The sequence below is a fragment of the Pseudotabrizicola sediminis genome, from assembly GCF_004745575.1.
Classification (GTDB): Bacteria; Pseudomonadota; Alphaproteobacteria; order Rhodobacterales; family Rhodobacteraceae; genus Pseudotabrizicola; species Pseudotabrizicola sediminis.
This window is the reverse complement of sequence record NZ_RPEM01000011.1, coordinates 16,753-31,377: the sequence shown is the minus strand read 5'-3', so window position 1 is coordinate 31,377 and position 14,625 is coordinate 16,753. Positions and strand designations below refer to the sequence as shown.

15 protein-coding genes are annotated in these 14,625 nt (G+C 63.8%); 7 read left to right on the top strand and 8 right to left on the bottom strand.

Annotated features, from left to right (window positions below; translation table 11 throughout):
• Nucleotides 1-16 precede the first annotated feature (16 nt).
• Complete coding sequence (locus EEB11_RS15230) at nt 17-1,342, bottom strand: NAD(P)-dependent oxidoreductase (RefSeq protein WP_135432759.1); 1,326 nt, start codon at nt 1,340-1,342, stop codon at nt 17-19.
• Between the two features lie 250 nt (nt 1,343-1,592).
• On the opposite strand from EEB11_RS15230, the gene accB reads away from it, so the two are divergent.
• From accB to aat, 3 genes are read left to right on the top strand one after another with little or no spacing between them, the layout of a single operon-like run.
• Nucleotides 1,593-2,078, top strand: a complete 486-nt coding sequence (accB, locus tag EEB11_RS15225) for an acetyl-CoA carboxylase biotin carboxyl carrier protein (RefSeq protein ID WP_135432757.1) — start codon at nt 1,593-1,595, stop codon at nt 2,076-2,078.
• 5 nt (nt 2,079-2,083) lie between these two features.
• Nucleotides 2,084-3,433 carry an acetyl-CoA carboxylase biotin carboxylase subunit gene (gene accC / locus EEB11_RS15220; protein WP_135432755.1) on the top strand — a complete coding sequence of 450 codons (1,350 nt, stop codon included), beginning with the start codon at nt 2,084-2,086 and terminating at the stop codon, nt 3,431-3,433.
• A gap of 52 nt (nt 3,434-3,485) precedes the next feature.
• On the top strand, nt 3,486-4,196 hold the full coding sequence (aat, locus tag EEB11_RS15215) for a leucyl/phenylalanyl-tRNA--protein transferase (protein WP_135432753.1): 711 nt from the start codon (nt 3,486-3,488) through the stop codon (nt 4,194-4,196).
• Here the strand turns inward: aat and EEB11_RS15210 are convergent.
• The 5 genes from EEB11_RS15210 to EEB11_RS15190 all read right to left on the bottom strand — a co-directional run bounded on the left by EEB11_RS15210 (nt 4,091) and on the right by EEB11_RS15190 (nt 7,558).
• Nucleotides 4,091-4,519, bottom strand: coding sequence for a DUF2155 domain-containing protein (locus tag EEB11_RS15210; RefSeq protein WP_135432751.1), 429 nt, complete (start codon nt 4,517-4,519; stop codon nt 4,091-4,093). The two genes, aat and EEB11_RS15210, sit on opposite strands and share 106 nt — an antisense overlap.
• Entirely contained in the window at nt 4,516-4,983 is a 468-nt protein-coding gene (gene mlaD / locus EEB11_RS15205) for an outer membrane lipid asymmetry maintenance protein MlaD (protein WP_135432888.1), read from the bottom strand. The genes EEB11_RS15210 and mlaD overlap by 4 nt, the downstream gene beginning before the upstream one ends.
• Nucleotides 4,983-5,357, bottom strand: a complete 375-nt coding sequence (locus EEB11_RS15200) for an NADH:ubiquinone oxidoreductase subunit NDUFA12 (RefSeq protein ID WP_135432749.1) — start codon at nt 5,355-5,357, stop codon at nt 4,983-4,985. Before EEB11_RS15200 ends, mlaD begins: the two co-directional genes overlap by 1 nt.
• Nucleotides 5,358-5,562: 205 nt before the next feature.
• Nucleotides 5,563-6,828, bottom strand: a complete 1,266-nt coding sequence (gene clpX / locus EEB11_RS15195; protein ID WP_135432747.1) for an ATP-dependent Clp protease ATP-binding subunit ClpX — start codon at nt 6,826-6,828, stop codon at nt 5,563-5,565.
• Between the two features lie 97 nt (nt 6,829-6,925).
• Nucleotides 6,926-7,558, bottom strand: coding sequence for an ATP-dependent Clp protease proteolytic subunit (locus EEB11_RS15190; RefSeq protein ID WP_135432745.1), 633 nt, complete (start codon nt 7,556-7,558; stop codon nt 6,926-6,928).
• A 182-nt stretch (nt 7,559-7,740) separates the two neighbouring features.
• Here EEB11_RS15190 and EEB11_RS15185 point away from each other — a divergent pair, with 182 nt between their 5' ends.
• Complete coding sequence (locus EEB11_RS15185; RefSeq protein WP_135432886.1) at nt 7,741-8,937, top strand: FAD-binding domain-containing protein; 1,197 nt, start codon at nt 7,741-7,743, stop codon at nt 8,935-8,937.
• Here EEB11_RS15185 and EEB11_RS15180 read toward each other — a convergent pair.
• Nucleotides 8,934-9,563: a CDP-alcohol phosphatidyltransferase family protein gene (locus EEB11_RS15180; protein WP_135432743.1), complete on the bottom strand. Its 630-nt coding sequence runs from the start codon at nt 9,561-9,563 to the stop codon at nt 8,934-8,936. The two genes, EEB11_RS15185 and EEB11_RS15180, sit on opposite strands and share 4 nt — an antisense overlap.
• 211 nt (nt 9,564-9,774) lie before the next feature.
• Here EEB11_RS15180 and EEB11_RS15175 point away from each other — a divergent pair, with 211 nt between their 5' ends.
• Genes EEB11_RS15175 through EEB11_RS15165 form a run of 3 tightly spaced genes read left to right on the top strand, consistent with a single transcriptional unit; the run spans nt 9,775 to nt 13,300 of the window.
• Entirely contained in the window at nt 9,775-10,980 is a 1,206-nt protein-coding gene (locus EEB11_RS15175; protein WP_135432741.1) for an ABC transporter substrate-binding protein, read from the top strand.
• A complete protein-coding gene (locus tag EEB11_RS15170) occupies nt 10,977-12,650 on the top strand; it encodes an ABC transporter permease (RefSeq protein WP_135432739.1) in 1,674 nt (557 codons plus the stop codon). The genes EEB11_RS15175 and EEB11_RS15170 overlap by 4 nt, the downstream gene beginning before the upstream one ends.
• Nucleotides 12,647-13,300 (top strand): ATP-binding cassette domain-containing protein, encoded by a 654-nt coding sequence (locus EEB11_RS15165; protein WP_135432737.1) that lies wholly within the window; start codon nt 12,647-12,649, stop codon nt 13,298-13,300. The genes EEB11_RS15170 and EEB11_RS15165 overlap by 4 nt, the downstream gene beginning before the upstream one ends.
• On the opposite strand, the gene EEB11_RS15160 is transcribed toward EEB11_RS15165, so the two are convergent.
• A complete protein-coding gene (locus tag EEB11_RS15160) occupies nt 13,297-14,619 on the bottom strand; it encodes an ATP-binding protein (protein WP_135432735.1) in 1,323 nt (440 codons plus the stop codon). The genes EEB11_RS15165 and EEB11_RS15160 overlap by 4 nt on opposite strands.
• Between the last annotated feature and the right edge of the window lie 6 nt (nt 14,620-14,625).

Sequence of the window (14,625 nt, the reverse complement as noted above, 5' to 3'; positions counted from 1 at the left end):
CTCCGTAGGGCGGGGTTCACCCCGCCACCCCCATCAGGACGTTGTGAATGTCTTCCGCCGCATCGCGCCCCTGCGCCACCGCCGTCACCGTCAGGTCTTCGCCGCCGCCGGTGCAATCCCCCCCGGCCCAGACCCGCGCGGGAAGGGCTGCAATCTTGCCGCCCTCCAGCGTAGCCCCTTCGGGCGCGCCGGTCAGGGTCTGGCCGATGGCCTTGAACACCTGATCGGCCTTCAGGCGGAAGGTCTCGCCGGTCGGCTGCAATCCTGCGGGCGTGTCGGCCATATAGCCGAACTCCACCTCGCGCACCGCGCCATTGCCGTGCACGGCAACGGGGGCCGCGTTGCAGATGATCCGCACACCGGCGCTTGTGGCATGGTCCTGCTCGTAGCCACTGGCAGACATCTTTTCCTGTCCGCGCCGGTAGACGATTGTCACGTTTTCCGCCCCCAGCAGTTTTGACTGGACGGCGGCGTCCACCGCCGTCATGCCGCCGCCGATCACCACGACATCGCGGCCCACCGGCAGCGTGGTCAGGTCAGCGGTCTGACGCAGCTCGGCAATGAAATCGACCGCATCGGCCACGCCGGCCTTGTCCTCGCCGGGCGCGCGCAGGGAATTGACGCCACCGAGGCCAATGCCAAGGAACACTGCGTCATGGCTTGCAAGCAAGCCGTCAAGCGTGACATCGCGGCCCAGCTCTACCCCGGTTTTCACCGTGATGCCGCCGATCTGCAGCAGCCAGTCCACCTCCCTTCGCGCAAAGTCCCCGGTCGATTTATAGCTGGCGATTCCGTATTCGTTCAGCCCGCCCGCCTTGGCGCGGCGCTCATACACCACCACCTCATGCCCGTGCATCGCAAGTCGGTGCGCACAGGCCAACCCCGCAGGCCCCGCCCCCACAACAGCGACCGACTTGCCGGTGCTGGCCGCCCGCACAAACGGGTGCAGCCCACGCGCCATCGCCGTGTCGGTGGCAAAACGTTGCAACCGCCCGATTTCCACCGGCTTGCCTTCGGCCACCTCACGCACGCAGACCTCTTCGCACAGGGTTTCCGTGGGGCAGACGCGGGCACACATGCCGCCAAGGATGTTCTGCGTCCAGATCGTGGTTGCCGCAGACTCGGCAGTCCCTGTGGCGATCTGGCGGATGAACAGCGGAATGTCGATGCTGGTCGGACACGCGGTGACACAGGGCGCATCATGACAGAAATAGCAGCGGTCAGCGGCCACCAGCGCCTCATGCCCGTCAAGCGGCGGCGTGTGATCGGCAAAGTGCCGGGCGATCCGGTCGGCTGGCAGACGGCTGGGCACAATGCCGGGCGTCAGCGGGCTGTTGGTCATGGGCAGTCGTCTCCCTTTTTGGTTGTTCTTTAGAAAAAAATTGGCACAGGTCCGTTTTTTTATCAAACGGTAAATTTTAGCGCGCAGCAAAATTCCGGTGCCGCCGAGCAGAACTGCCCAAAAATTGCGCAGCCGAATGGGTGCTTTTCTCGCCCGAAAACGCGGGCTATAAGCAATCAGCCCCGACGCCCGGCCTTTGTGCCCGGACAGATCGGTCACCAACTGGCACAAAAGCCAACCAGAGGACGGTATGAGCAAACATTCCCCCGACGCAGATGTGGCCTTTATCTCGGCCCTTGCAGAACTTCTGAACAAGAACGAGCTGACCGAGCTGAGCGTGAAGCGCGAATATGGCGAGGATGACAGCCTTGAGGTGCGGGTGGTCAAGCAGGCCAATATCGTGACCACGCAGATGGTCGGCCCGGCCCCGGTCTATGCCGCAGCCCCTGCCGCCGCCGCATCAGCAGCCGCACCAGCGGCGCTGGAAGACCCGGCCCAGCACCCGGGAGCTGTCACCTCTCCCATGGTCGGCACCTGCTATCTGGCCGCCGAACCCGGTGCGACCCCCTTCATCACCATCGGGGCCACCGTGGCCGAGGGTCAGACCGTGCTGATCATCGAAGCGATGAAAACCATGAACCACATCCCTGCCCCACGCGCCGGTGTGATCAAGCGCATTCTGGTCGAGGATGGCACGCCCGTTGAATTCGGCGCACCTCTGTTGATCATCGAGTGACGCCGATGTTTGAAAAAATCCTGATCGCCAACCGGGGGGAAATCGCCCTGCGCGTGATCCGCGCCTGCCGTGAAATGGGGATCAAATCGGTCGCCGTCCATTCCACCGCCGACGCCGATGCCATGCATGTGCGCATGGCCGACGAATCGATCTGCATTGGCCCCGCGCCCAGTTCGGAAAGCTATCTGAACAAGGCCGCGATCATTTCGGCCTGCGAGATCACCGGCGCGCAAGCCGTGCATCCGGGCTATGGCTTCCTGTCGGAAAACGCGAGCTTTGCGCAGGCGTTGCAAGACCACGGCCTGACCTTCATCGGCCCCAATGCCGAGCATATCCGGATCATGGGGGACAAGATCACCGCCAAGGTCACCGCAATGGATCTGGGCATTCCGGTCGTGCCGGGGTCCGATGGCGGTGTGCCCGATTTTGAAACCGCGATCGGCGTGGCCGAAAAGATCGGCTTTCCGGTGATCATCAAGGCCACCGCAGGCGGTGGCGGGCGCGGCATGAAGGTGGCAAAAAACGCCGCCGAGCTGGAAGTCGCTTTCCGCACCGCCCGATCCGAGGCAAAGAACGCCTTTGGCAATGACGAAGTCTATATCGAGAAATACCTGCAAAAACCGCGCCATATCGAGATTCAGGTGTTCGGCGACGGCAAGGGCAATGCCGTGCATCTGGGCGAGCGCGACTGCTCCTTGCAGCGCCGCCACCAGAAGGTGTTCGAAGAGGCCCCCGGCCCGTCGATCACCCCCAAAATGCGGGCCGAGATTGGCAAGATCTGCGCCGATGCCTGCGCCAAGATCAACTACATCGGTGCGGGCACGGTCGAGTTTCTGTATGAAGACGGCAAGTTCTATTTCATCGAGATGAACACCCGCCTGCAGGTCGAACACCCGGTCACTGAATATATCTTCGGGGTGGATCTGGTGCGCGAACAGATCCGCGTGGCATCGGGCCTGCCAATGTCGTTCACGCAAGATGAGCTGGAGATCAACGGCCACGCCATCGAGGTGCGGATCAACGCCGAAAAGCTGCCGAATTTTTCACCCTGCCCTGGCAAGGTCAAGATGTTCCATGCGCCGGGCGGCTTTGGCGTGCGGATGGATTCGGCGCTCTATTCCGGCTATTCGATCCCGCCCTATTACGACAGCCTGATCGGCAAGCTGATCGTGCATGGCCGCGACCGGCCCGAGGCCTTGGCCCGTCTGCGCCGCGCTTTGGGTGAGCTGATCATCGACGGCGTCGACACCAGCACCCCGCTGTTCGAGGCGCTCTTGAACGAGCCGGATATCCAGAGCGGCGAGTATAACATTCACTGGCTGGAAAAATGGCTCGCGTCACAGTTCGGGCAGTAAAGCACAAAGGGGGCCATTGGCCCCCTTTTCCGCCTTGCGAGGTCCGACCCTGATGGCGGATCAGACCGATATCACCCCCGATCTGCTATTGCGCGCCTATGCCATGGGAATCTTCCCCATGGCAGAATCGGTTACAGACCCAACGATCCACTGGGTTGATCCCCGCAGGCGGGGGGTGTTTCCGCTTGATGGCTTCCACATCTCGCGCAGCCTGCACCGCGCCATCCTGCGCGGCGGATACAGCGTGACGGTCGACACCGATTTTGCGGGCGTGCTGGCCGCTTGCGCCGACCGGCCGGAAACCTGGATCAATGACAGATTAACCGCGCTGTATCTGACCCTGCACAGCCAGGGCCATGCCCATAGCCTGGAAGTGCGGGACGGTGAGACCCTTATCGGCGGGGTCTACGGCGTGGTGCTGGGGGCGGCGTTTTTTGGCGAATCCATGTTTTCCCGCCGAACCAACGCGTCAAAGATCGCCCTGGCCTGGCTGGTGCACCGGTTGCGGGCGGGGGGATTCACCCTGTTTGACACGCAATTCCTGACGACGCATCTGGCAAGCCTTGGCGCTCAGGAAATTTCGCGCGCGGCCTATCACGCCCGGCTGCAACATGCCCTTGGCCGGACGGCCACCTTCGACCCGCCCGGCTATGCGCCCTATCCTTCGTTGATCTCTTCCAGCGGCGCGTCGGGGTCTTCCTCGGGTGCGGTCACATCGGGGGCCACAAAGCCGGAATCGCAGGACAAGACCCAGATATCATAGCGGTGATGATCCATCGCCGACAGCGCCGGGCTGGAGGCAAGCATCCAGCCGGAAAACACGGTCGTTCCAGCCGCCGTATCCACCACCGTCAGATGCGCCTGCGCATCGGCGGCAGGGTTGTCGCGGGGATAGCGGCATTCATCCAGCTGAACGGTGACACGGCCCTGACCGACCGACTGCCCACGCGACAGGGCCAGATCCGCCACCCGGCCAGTCACCTTGTCCAACAGCCGCAGAGTGCCGCCGGGGGCCGCTTGCATCTCTTGCGCCGCAGCCTGCAGCGGGCAAAGCACGGCCAAGGTCAGAGCCAGAACCCGGATCATTCCGCCGCCCCGGCCGCATCAGACCCGCCGCCGACGAACTTCATCAGCAATGTGATCAGGCTGACAGCCCCTTGGGTGTCTTCGATTTCATCTCCGGCAGCATAGTTGTCCAATGACCCACCGGGCAGGATCTCGACAAAATTGCCGCCCAGCAGACCTTCCGACGAAATCAGGATCGCAGAATCATCAGGCAGCAGAATATCGCTGCGCAGCCGGATGGTGGCATCGGCGAAAAAGGTCTGCGGGTTCAGGCGCAGGTCACTGATCGTGCCCACCTTGATCCCCGCCAGCCGCACGTCAGACCCCACGCTGATGCCGTCCATTGCACGGAAGCTGGCGGTCAGCGGATAGGTCTCCCCCCCGCGTGCCATCAGACCGGCAGAGTTGGCGGCATAGGCCAGAAAGCCAACTGCCACCGCCAGCACCGCAGCGCCGGTCAGGATTTCAGCCCGTTCCGACGCCATTATTCCGGTTGCCACGCTTCGTAATCGGTGCGGGCCACCGGGGCCGTGCGACGCAGCGACCCGGCAGGCGCATAGGCCCCCATGGTCCCGGTCAGGTTTTCCTGATGCGGCTTTTCCCAGACCTTATGGGTCAATGGTGCCTTGGTCGGCGGCTGATCCCAGGTGAAATGCAGCCAGCCATGCCAGTCGGGCGAGACGCGGGTTGCCTCCATCTCGCCATTGTAGATCACCCAGCGTTTTTTTGCGTCGGCGGTTTGGTAGTAGAGATTTCCCTGATCATCCTCGCCCACCTTTATGCCCTTGCGGGCGGTAAAGATCTGGGTGCCGATGGTCTGGCTGTTCCACCATGTGAGCAGGCGCTTGAGGAAATACATCGGGAGCCTCCGGTTGCTTGGCCCTGATATGGCCGAAATGGCGGGCAAGGTCTAGGGTCTGCAATCGATCGACGGGCGCGGTTGGCGGGGGTATGCGCGATTTTGCGCAGAAAAATATATCCGGTCATCAGACAAATTTTTTGCGAAAATTAAAAGCGCGGGGACAACCCCGCGCCTTTAGCGGCCCGATCAGGCCAGCAAACCCTTACCCGGCGTTTGCCGTTTCTTTCTTCTTCGGCACCTCGGTATAAACCAGCATCGGCTTGGCCCCCGCGTTCACCGCCTCTTCCTTGACGACGACTTCCTGAACGCCTTCCATTCCCGGCAGTTCGAACATGGTATCCAGCAGGATATCTTCCATGATCGACCGCAAGCCGCGCGCGCCGGTCTTGCGCTTGATGGCCCGTTTGGCAATGGCGACCAGCGCATCGGGCGTGAAGGTCAGCTTGACGCCTTCGATGTCGAACAGGCGCTGATACTGCTTGACCAGCGCATTCTTCGGCTCGGTCAGGATGGTGACCAGCGCCGGCTCATCCAGATCGGTCAGGGTGGCCAGCACCGGCAGTCGGCCGACAAATTCCGGGATCAGGCCGAATTTGAGCAGGTCTTCCGGCTCCAGCTCTTTGAACAGCTCGCCCACACCGCGGCCATCAGGGTCTTTCACATCAGCCCCAAAGCCGATGCCCGACCCCTTGCCGCGCTGCGCGATGATCTTTTCCAGGCCCGCAAACGCCCCACCACAGATGAACAGGATGTTGGTCGTGTCCACCTGCAGGAATTCCTGCTGCGGATGCTTGCGGCCCCCTTGCGGCGGCACCGATGCCACGGTGCCCTCCATGATCTTCAACAGCGCTTGTTGCACGCCTTCGCCGCTGACATCGCGGGTGATCGACGGGTTGTCGGATTTGCGGGTGATCTTGTCGACCTCGTCGATGTAGACGATGCCGCGCTGCGCGCGTTCGACGTTGTATTCCGAGGCTTGCAGAAGTTTGAGGATGATGTTTTCGACATCCTCACCCACGTAACCCGCCTCGGTCAGCGTGGTGGCATCGGCCATGGTGAAGGGCACATCCAGAATACGCGCCAGCGTTTGTGCCAGCAGGGTTTTGCCGCAGCCGGTGGGGCCGATCAGCAGGATGTTGGATTTCGACAGTTCGATATCGGATTTCGACGAATGGTTCAGCCGCTTGTAATGGTTGTGCACCGCAACCGAGAGCACCCGCTTGGCATGGATCTGGCCGATCACATAGTCATCCAGCACCTTGCAGATGTCGCGCGGTGCAGGCACCCCATCGGTTGCCTTCAGGCCGGTGGCCTTGGTCTCTTCGCGGATGATGTCCATGCACAGTTCCACGCATTCATCGCAGATGAACACAGTGGGCCCGGCAATCAGCTTTCGCACCTCGTGCTGGCTTTTGCCGCAGAAGGAACAGTAAAGCGTGTTCTTGCTGTCGCCGGAATTGTTCGCCATGGGTTTCCTCAAGCCTTGTCTGGATAAGTCTAGGCCAAGCCCGGACCCTCCACAATGTCAAATTGCCCCCCGGACCGAACGCCCGGGAGGCAAAGCGTCACTTCGCCGTGTCATCCAGCTTTTCGCGGTTGGCCACGATCTCGTCGACATGGCCCCATTCCTTGGCTTCTTCCGGGGTCATCCACTTGTCGCGCTCCATCGCGGCGCGGACCGTATCGTAGTCCTGGCCGGTGTGGCGCATGTACAGCTGGTACATGCGTTCGCGGGTCTGTTCGATGTGGCGGGCGGAAATCATGATATCCGCCGCGGTGCCCTGCATGCCGCCCGAAGGCTGGTGCACCAGGAATTCCGCATTCGGCAGCGAGAAGCGCTGCCCCTTGGCCCCGCCCACCGCAATCACCGATCCCATCGACGCGGCCAGCCCGCAAACCAGGGTCGAGACCTTGGGCCGGATATATTGCATCGTGTCGTAGATGCTCATCCCCGCCACCACCGACCCGCCGGGCGAGTTGATGTACATCGAGATTTCCTTGGAAGGATTCTCCGCCTCAAGGTGCAGCAGCTGCGCCACAATCAGGGTGGACATGCCATCATGGACCGGCCCGTTCACGAAAATGATCCGCTCCTTCAGCAGGCGCGAAAAGATGTCATAGGCTCGTTCCCCCCGGCTGGTCTGTTCGACAACCATGGGGACAAGGTTATTCGTGAAGTAGTCAACGGGATCGCGCATGGGGGGCCTGCCTCTTGGATGTCTGAACGGTGAATATCGGGCGGTGGTTGACAGAGTCTTAGTAGTGCGATGCGGGGGCTGCAAGGGCAGGTGGCGTTTTCCTCGGTTCCACCGGCTTTGCCGGCTGGGGCCGGCGGGCTTGATCACGCCTGTGTGGGGGCTACATCTCGCGAACAATGATGATGACCGCTTTCCCCACAGTTGCGACGCGTACCAGTGCCCTTGACCGCCTTGCGCAATTCCTGCCCGTTGCGGGCGAGGATTATGCAAAGCTGCGAAACCTGCACCAGCCAGAGCATGATCACGTCTCGCGCCTGTCGCCCTATCTGCGGCACCGGGTGCTGTCCGAGTCCGAGGTGATTGATCGGGCCCGCGCCCTGCATGGCAATCGCGCCGATGTTTTTGTGGCCGAGGTCCTGTGGCGCGCCTATTGGAAAGGCTGGCTGGAAATGCGGCCCCAGGTCTGGCGCGAAACGCAGGCCGGGGTTTACGCAGGTCTGGCAAGGTTGGACCGGGACCGCGATCTTGCCCATACCTATGAAGCCGCCTGCGAAGGGCGCACCGGGATTGAGGGCTTTGATGACTGGGCCCGCGCCCTGACCACAACAGGCTACATGCACAATCACCAGCGGATGTGTTTTGCCTCGATCTGGATCTTCACGCTGCATCTGCCGTGGGAGTTGGGGGCCGATTTTTTCCTGCGCAATTTGCTGGATGGCGACCCGGCCTCGAACACCCTGTCCTGGCGCTGGGTTGCGGGCCTGCACACCCCCGGGAAAGCCTATCTTGCCAAATCCGAGGTGATCACCTCGCTGAGCGACGGGGCACACTGGCCCAAAGGGCTTGCGACGCAATCCTTTGTCGTCGCAGGCCCGTCTAACCCGGTCCCCGGCCCCTGCCCGCAAGGCGGGGCGTGGGACCGGCAATTGCCGACCGCTTTGTTGCTGCACGAAGACGACCTGTCCCCCGACTGGTTGCTGAACGCGGGCCTGCGCCCGCAGTCCACCGCCTTTTTGGTGGCCCCCGATGCGCGCTCACCCCGCCCCGTCTCGCCCCTGATCAAGGCCTTCCTGCGCGGCGCGGTGGAAGATTGCAGCCGCCGTCTGGGGCCGGATCTGTCAAGCCTGCACGGCCCGGTGCAAGGGCCGGGCGCGGTCGATGCGCTGGTGGCCTGGGCGCGCCAGACCGGGGCCGCGCAGGTGGTAACACCCTTTGCCCCGGTCGGGCCGGTGGCAGGGCTGCTGGCCTCGCTCGACAAGCGGCTGGCGGCCGAGAACATCCGCCTGATCCGGGCGATGCGGCCCTATGATGCCGCCCTTTGGCCGCATGCGACGCATGGGTTTTCCCGCTTTCATCAGGCCGCGCGCCACCTGGTTTAATCGCGCCCTGAGGGTGCATCGAAAAAGGCACGGCGCGCCAGTACAACCCGGGCCAGGGCGGTCATCAGACATAGCCCCCCAAAGATCAGCGCGGCCGGCGCAAACAGCGACGGCATCACGCAGATCAGCGCAAAAAACGCAATCGTCTCGGTCCCTTCCAGCAGGCCGACCGCGTAATACAGCGACTTTTCCCCCTGCTGCGTCGTGGTCATGCGGCGTTTGGCCGCGATGATGGCATAACCCAGAAAACTGGCGGCATTTGTATAAAATGCCGCCAGAAGAAATGCGCCAGCCACGGCATTGGCCGCAGGATCGCGGATGACAAAGGCCAGCGGAATCGCTGCATAGAAGACGAAATCACAAAAGATGTCGAAATAGCCGCCAAAGTCGGTCTTGAAGGTGGCCCGCGCCACCGCGCCGTCCAGCCCATCCAGCAGCCGCCCCGTCAGCAAGGGCACCAGCGCCAGCCAGCCCGGCAGCCCCAGCGCCAGCATCACTGCCGCAACCAACCCGAATCCAAGGCCCAGCAGCGTCACCACGTCCGCCGTGGCCCCGCGTGCCGCAAGCCAGCGGCCGGCGTGGTTCAGCGGTGGGTCGATCAGCCGCCGCATGGCTCCGTCAAGCATCGTTGTGCACTCCGTCTTCGCAGGGCTTCCCCCTGCTTTCGGTTGAAAGCAGGGGATCGTTACAGGGGGTAGCGCAACTGTGTCGGGGCGTCACGAACACTTGTCTGTAAAGATTTTCCCTTGCATGCGCGGCCCTGCCCTGACTATCCCGAAGACGTATCCTGCGACAAGCAGACCGGGCCGTAAAAGGCCCTTTCAAAGGGGGTTTTCCATGCACAGACGCCATTTCCTGATCACCGCCGCCGCCCTGCTGGCCCTGCCGGCGCAGGCACAATCCCAGGCAGACTGGGACAGCATCGTGGCACAGGCGCGCGGCCAGACGGTCTATTGGCATGCCTGGGGCGGGGATCCGAAGATCAATGATTTCATCGCCTTCGTCGGCGAACAGGCGCAGGCCCGGCATGGCGTGTCGGTTGCGCATGTCAAACTGGCCTCCACCGCCGATGCGGTCGCGCGGGTGCTGGGCGAACGCAATGCGGGCACCGTGACCGGGGGCGCGGTAGACCTGATCTGGATCAACGGCGAAAATTTTGCCGCCATGAAGGATCAGGGCCTGTTGTTCGGCCCTTTTGCTGAAAATTTGCCGAACTGGCCACTGGTGGATGTGGCAGGCAAGCCTGCCGTGGCCATCGATTTCACACTGCCGACCGAAGGGTACGAATCCCCTTGGGCCATGGCGCAGCTGGTGTTTGAATATGACACCACCCGCCTGCCCGACCCGCCGCGCAGCCTTGATGCGTTGAAGGACTGGATCATCGCCAACCCGGGCCGCTTCACCTATCCGCAGCCGCCCGATTACCTGGGCACGACGTTTCTGAAGCAGGTGGCCTATGGCACGCTGGCCGACCCAATGGTGATGCAGCAGCCGCTGAATGACGCGACCTATGAGGCGACCGTGGCCCCGATGTGGGCATGGCTCGATGCCGTGACCCCAGCGCTGTGGCGGTCGGGGGCGGCCTATCCGCAGAACGAACCGGCGCTGGGGCAATTGCTTGCCGATGCCGAGGTGGACATCGGCTTTGCCCTGAACCCCGGCCGCGCCAGTGCCGAAATCGCGGCGGGAAATCTGGCCGACACGGTGCGCACCTTCACCTTTGACAGCGGCACCATCGGCAATGCGTCTTTCGTCGCCATCCCGTTCAACGCGTCGCATCAGGCAGGCGCGCAGGTGATCGCCAACCTGTTGCTGGACCCCGAAATTCAGGCCCGCGCGCAAGACCCGAATGTTCTTGGATTCCAGACCGTTCTGGACCTTTCTTCACTTTCAGACTCAGATCGCGCGCGGTTTGATGCGCTGGAACTGGGTGTAGCCACAATGGCGCCAGCCGATCTGGGCCCCGCGTTGCTGGAGCCGCATGGCAGCTGGATGGTGCGGATCGGGCAGGACTGGATGCAACGCTATGGCGTTGCTCAATGATCACGGGCGGCCCGCTGCGGTGGGCCCCCCGCGTTACTGTGGCCTTGCTGATCCTGCCGGTGACGGCAGGTCTGCTGGGAACAGTCATTCCGGCTTTCAATAATGATGCCAATGGCTTGCGAGATCTTCTTGACTGGCCCGGCCTGCGCCCTGCTGTCTGGCTGTCGCTGACCACCGGGGTCGCCGCGACCGGCCTGTCGCTGGCGATCACGCTGGTGCTGGTGGCCAGCCTGTGGGGCACGCGGATTTTCACGCTGATCCAGCATCTGCTGGCCCCCTTGCTATCGGTGCCACATGCGGCGGCAGCACTTGGGCTGGCCTTTCTGATCGCGCCATCGGGCTGGATTGTCCGGCTGCTGTCGCCTTGGGCGACCGGATGGACGCAACCCCCGGATCTGCTGATCCTGAATGACCCCTATGGTCTGTCGCTGACCCTTGGACTGGTGACCAAGGAGGTGCCGTTTCTGTTTCTGATGGCACTCGCCGCCCTGCCGCAGACCGATGTCGCGCGCCGGATGAATGTGGGGCAAAGTCTGGGCGCAGGCCGGATCGCCGCCTTTGTGATTTCTGTATTGCCAAGCCTTTACAGGCAGTTGCGCCTGCCGGTTTATGCAGTTCTGGCCTATTCGATGACCGCAGTCGAGATGGCGATGATCCTTGGCCCTACCCGCCCCAACACGCTGTCGGCGCAAGTTGTGATCTGGATGGCCGACCCCACGCTGCGCTTTCAGGCCACAGCCGCCGCCGGGGCGGTGCTGCAACTGGGGCTGGTGCTGCTTGCTTTGGTGGGGTGGCGATTGCTGGAGCGTCTGGCACGCCGGGGGATCGTGTCGCTGGCGCGGGCTGGCCTGCGCGCCCATGCGCTGGACGCCATCGCCCGCATCCTTGCGGTCTTTGCCGGGACGGTGACGGCGGGGGCGCTGATTCTGGGGCTGGCGGGGCTGACCATGTGGTCGGTGGCGGGGCTTTGGCAGTTTCCCGATGCCCTGCCCGAAGCCCTGACGCTGCGGACATGGATGCGCGCCGCCCCCGATCTGGCCAGCACCGGCGCGCTGACGCTTGGCATCGCGGTGACGGCCACCGCCCTGTCACTTGCGCTTGTGTTGGCCTGTCTGGAGGCCGAGCACCGCTTTGCCCTGTCGCCCGACGCGCGAGCGCTTTGGGTGCTTTATCTGCCGCTTCTGGTGCCGCAGGTGGCCTTCCTGCCGGGCTTGCAATTCGCCGCCCTGCGCAGCGGGGTCGAGGGGCATTGGCTGGCGGTGGCCGCCGCCCATCTGGTGTTCGTGCTGCCGTATGTCTTTTTATCGCTGGCCCCGAGCTGGCGGGCCTGGGACACGCGCATATCGGTGGCTGGCCTGTCGCTGGGGGCCACGCCAGCCCGGGTGTTCTGGCGCCTGCGTCTGCCAATGCTGTTGCGCCCGGTGCTGACGGCGGCGGCGGTGGGGATGGCGGTGTCGGTCGGGCAATACCTGCCCACCCTGCTGATCGGCGGCGGGCGGGTCGAGACACTGACGACCGAGGCTGTTGCCTTGTCCTCTGGCGGCAATCGCAGGCTGATCGGGACCTATGCCCTGTTGCAGATGCTGCTGCCCGCGCTTGGCTTTGCCCTTGCACTGCTGCTGCCCGCGATCCTGTTCCGCAACCGGCGCGGCATGGCGGTGGCGGCATGACAGGCACGCTGGACCTGAAAGCCCTGCGCATCACACAGGGCGACAAGCTGGTGGTCAGCCTGACCCAACAGGTGGCCCCCGGCGAAGTGCTGACCATCATGGGCCCCTCCGGTTCGGGCAAATCCACGGCGCTGGCTGCCATGATGGGCACGCTTTCCGCCGCCTTCCGGTGGGAAGGGCAGATCCTGCTGGCGGGGCGCGACATCACCACCCTGCCCCCGCACAAGCGCGGTGTCGGCCTGCTGTTTCAGGATGATGTGCTGTTCCCGCATCTGTCGGTGGGCGACAATCTGGCTTTTGCGCTGCCGCCATCGGTCAAGGGTCGCGCCGCGCGCCGTGCAGCGATCAATGACGCGCTGGATCAGGCAGACCTGTCCGGCTTTGCGGCGCGTGATCCGGCCACCCTGTCCGGTGGTCAACGTGCCCGCGTGGCCCTGATGCGGACGCTGCTGGCCAGACCCTGCGCCCTGCTGCTGGATGAGCCGTTTTCCCGGCTGGATGCGTCCTTGCGCGTGCAGATCCGCAGCTTTGTGCTGTCGCGGGTCCGGTCCGAAGGTCTTCCGGCGGTGCTGGTGACCCATGATGTTGAGGATGCCCGCGCGGCTGGTGGGCCTGTCATCACGCCGCTTGGTGAGCCGGTCAGCATCTAGCGGGCCAGAAACAGTTCCGCCCGCAGCCCGCCCAAGGCGTCAGACCGGCCCAGCATCAGCCGCCCCCCATGGCTGCGCGCCACATCCGCCGCAATCGACAGGCCCAGACCGACCCCACCGCCGTGGTTGGGGTCGCGCGCAGCCCCAAGCCGGGCAAAGGGTGCCATTGCCGCCTCGCGCTGGGTTTCCGGGATTCCGGGGCCGTTGTCTTCGACCACAAAGCGCACCCCCCTGTCGGTGGCAGACAGTGTCAGCTTGACCTTAGCGCCGTGGCGCAGCGCATTGCCGATCAGGTTTTCCACCGCCCGCTGCACCGCCTGGGGGCGCATGCGCATCTGGACCGGACCATCCAGCCGCGACTCGGCCTCCAGGCTCTGGCCCGACCGCACCACATTGTCTACGATCTGGCGGACAATCTCGGCCGGATCGCACTCGACCGGCTCTTCCATCGCGTCGCCCCGGGCAAAGGCCAGAAACGCATCGACCAGCCGCTCCATCTCACGCACATCAGACAGCAGCGCCAGCGTGTCCTCATCTTCGGGCAGCATCGAAAGCCCAAGCCGCAGCCGGGTGATCGGCGTGCGCAGGTCATGGCTGACGCCCGACAGCATCAAGGTGCGGGTCTCGATGGCGCGCTCGATCCGCGCCCGCATGTCCAGAAACGCCGCCCCCGCCGCCCGCACCTCCAGCGCGCCGCGCGGGCGGTAAGGCACCGCGTCGCCCTTGCCAAAGGCCGCGGCGGCCTCGGCCAATCGCTTGATGGGCCGCAACTGATTGCGCAGGAACATATAGGCGATCAAGGTCATCAGAACCGAAGACAGCATCATGATGACCAGCAGCTGATGCGGGTTCGACGCCGACACCCGCGACCGCGGCAAAGACACCAGCATGGGGCCATGACGGGTCTGTTCGGCCAGCAGAACGATGCCCTTCCGGCTGGCCAGATCAATCGACAGGATGTTCGGCAACCGGTTGCGCAGTTCGGTGATCACCGGCCGCGCCGTCAGATCGGCCCAGCCCCGCAGATCGGCCACGGCAATATCCTTCGCGGGCAGATCAACCGTCATCTCGACCGTCCGGGCAAGGGGCAGCACCGCCGCACGGGCGGCTTCGGCGCTGCTGGCCGAGTCGACCGCGTCGCGCAGCAGGGCCAGTTCGACCACCACGCCATGCACCAGCTGCCGGGTAACGCCTTCGAAATGCCGCTGGATAAAGGCGACCGAGACGATCAGCTGCACGGTAACAATCGGCACCACCAGAATCAGCGCGGCACGACCGAACAGGCTGCGGGGCAAAAAGGGCTTGAGACTGAGGCGCATGCCGTT

Coding starts and splice junctions, on each gene's coding strand:
- EEB11_RS15230 (WP_135432759.1), bottom strand. CDS start 1,342: ATGACCAACAGCCCGCTGACGCCCGGCATTGTGCCCAGCCGTCTGCCA.
- accB (WP_135432757.1), top strand. CDS start 1,593: ATGAGCAAACATTCCCCCGACGCAGATGTGGCCTTTATCTCGGCCCTT.
- accC (WP_135432755.1), top strand. CDS start 2,084: ATGTTTGAAAAAATCCTGATCGCCAACCGGGGGGAAATCGCCCTGCGC.
- aat (WP_135432753.1), top strand. CDS start 3,486: ATGGCGGATCAGACCGATATCACCCCCGATCTGCTATTGCGCGCCTAT.
- EEB11_RS15210 (WP_135432751.1), bottom strand. CDS start 4,519: ATGATCCGGGTTCTGGCTCTGACCTTGGCCGTGCTTTGCCCGCTGCAG.
- mlaD (WP_135432888.1), bottom strand. CDS start 4,983: ATGGCGTCGGAACGGGCTGAAATCCTGACCGGCGCTGCGGTGCTGGCG.
- EEB11_RS15200 (WP_135432749.1), bottom strand. CDS start 5,357: ATGTATTTCCTCAAGCGCCTGCTCACATGGTGGAACAGCCAGACCATC.
- clpX (WP_135432747.1), bottom strand. CDS start 6,828: ATGGCGAACAATTCCGGCGACAGCAAGAACACGCTTTACTGTTCCTTC.
- EEB11_RS15190 (WP_135432745.1), bottom strand. CDS start 7,558: ATGCGCGATCCCGTTGACTACTTCACGAATAACCTTGTCCCCATGGTT.
- EEB11_RS15185 (WP_135432886.1), top strand. CDS start 7,741: ATGACCGCTTTCCCCACAGTTGCGACGCGTACCAGTGCCCTTGACCGC.
- EEB11_RS15180 (WP_135432743.1), bottom strand. CDS start 9,563: ATGCTTGACGGAGCCATGCGGCGGCTGATCGACCCACCGCTGAACCAC.
- EEB11_RS15175 (WP_135432741.1), top strand. CDS start 9,775: ATGCACAGACGCCATTTCCTGATCACCGCCGCCGCCCTGCTGGCCCTG.
- EEB11_RS15170 (WP_135432739.1), top strand. CDS start 10,977: ATGATCACGGGCGGCCCGCTGCGGTGGGCCCCCCGCGTTACTGTGGCC.
- EEB11_RS15165 (WP_135432737.1), top strand. CDS start 12,647: ATGACAGGCACGCTGGACCTGAAAGCCCTGCGCATCACACAGGGCGAC.
- EEB11_RS15160 (WP_135432735.1), bottom strand. CDS start 14,619: ATGCGCCTCAGTCTCAAGCCCTTTTTGCCCCGCAGCCTGTTCGGTCGT.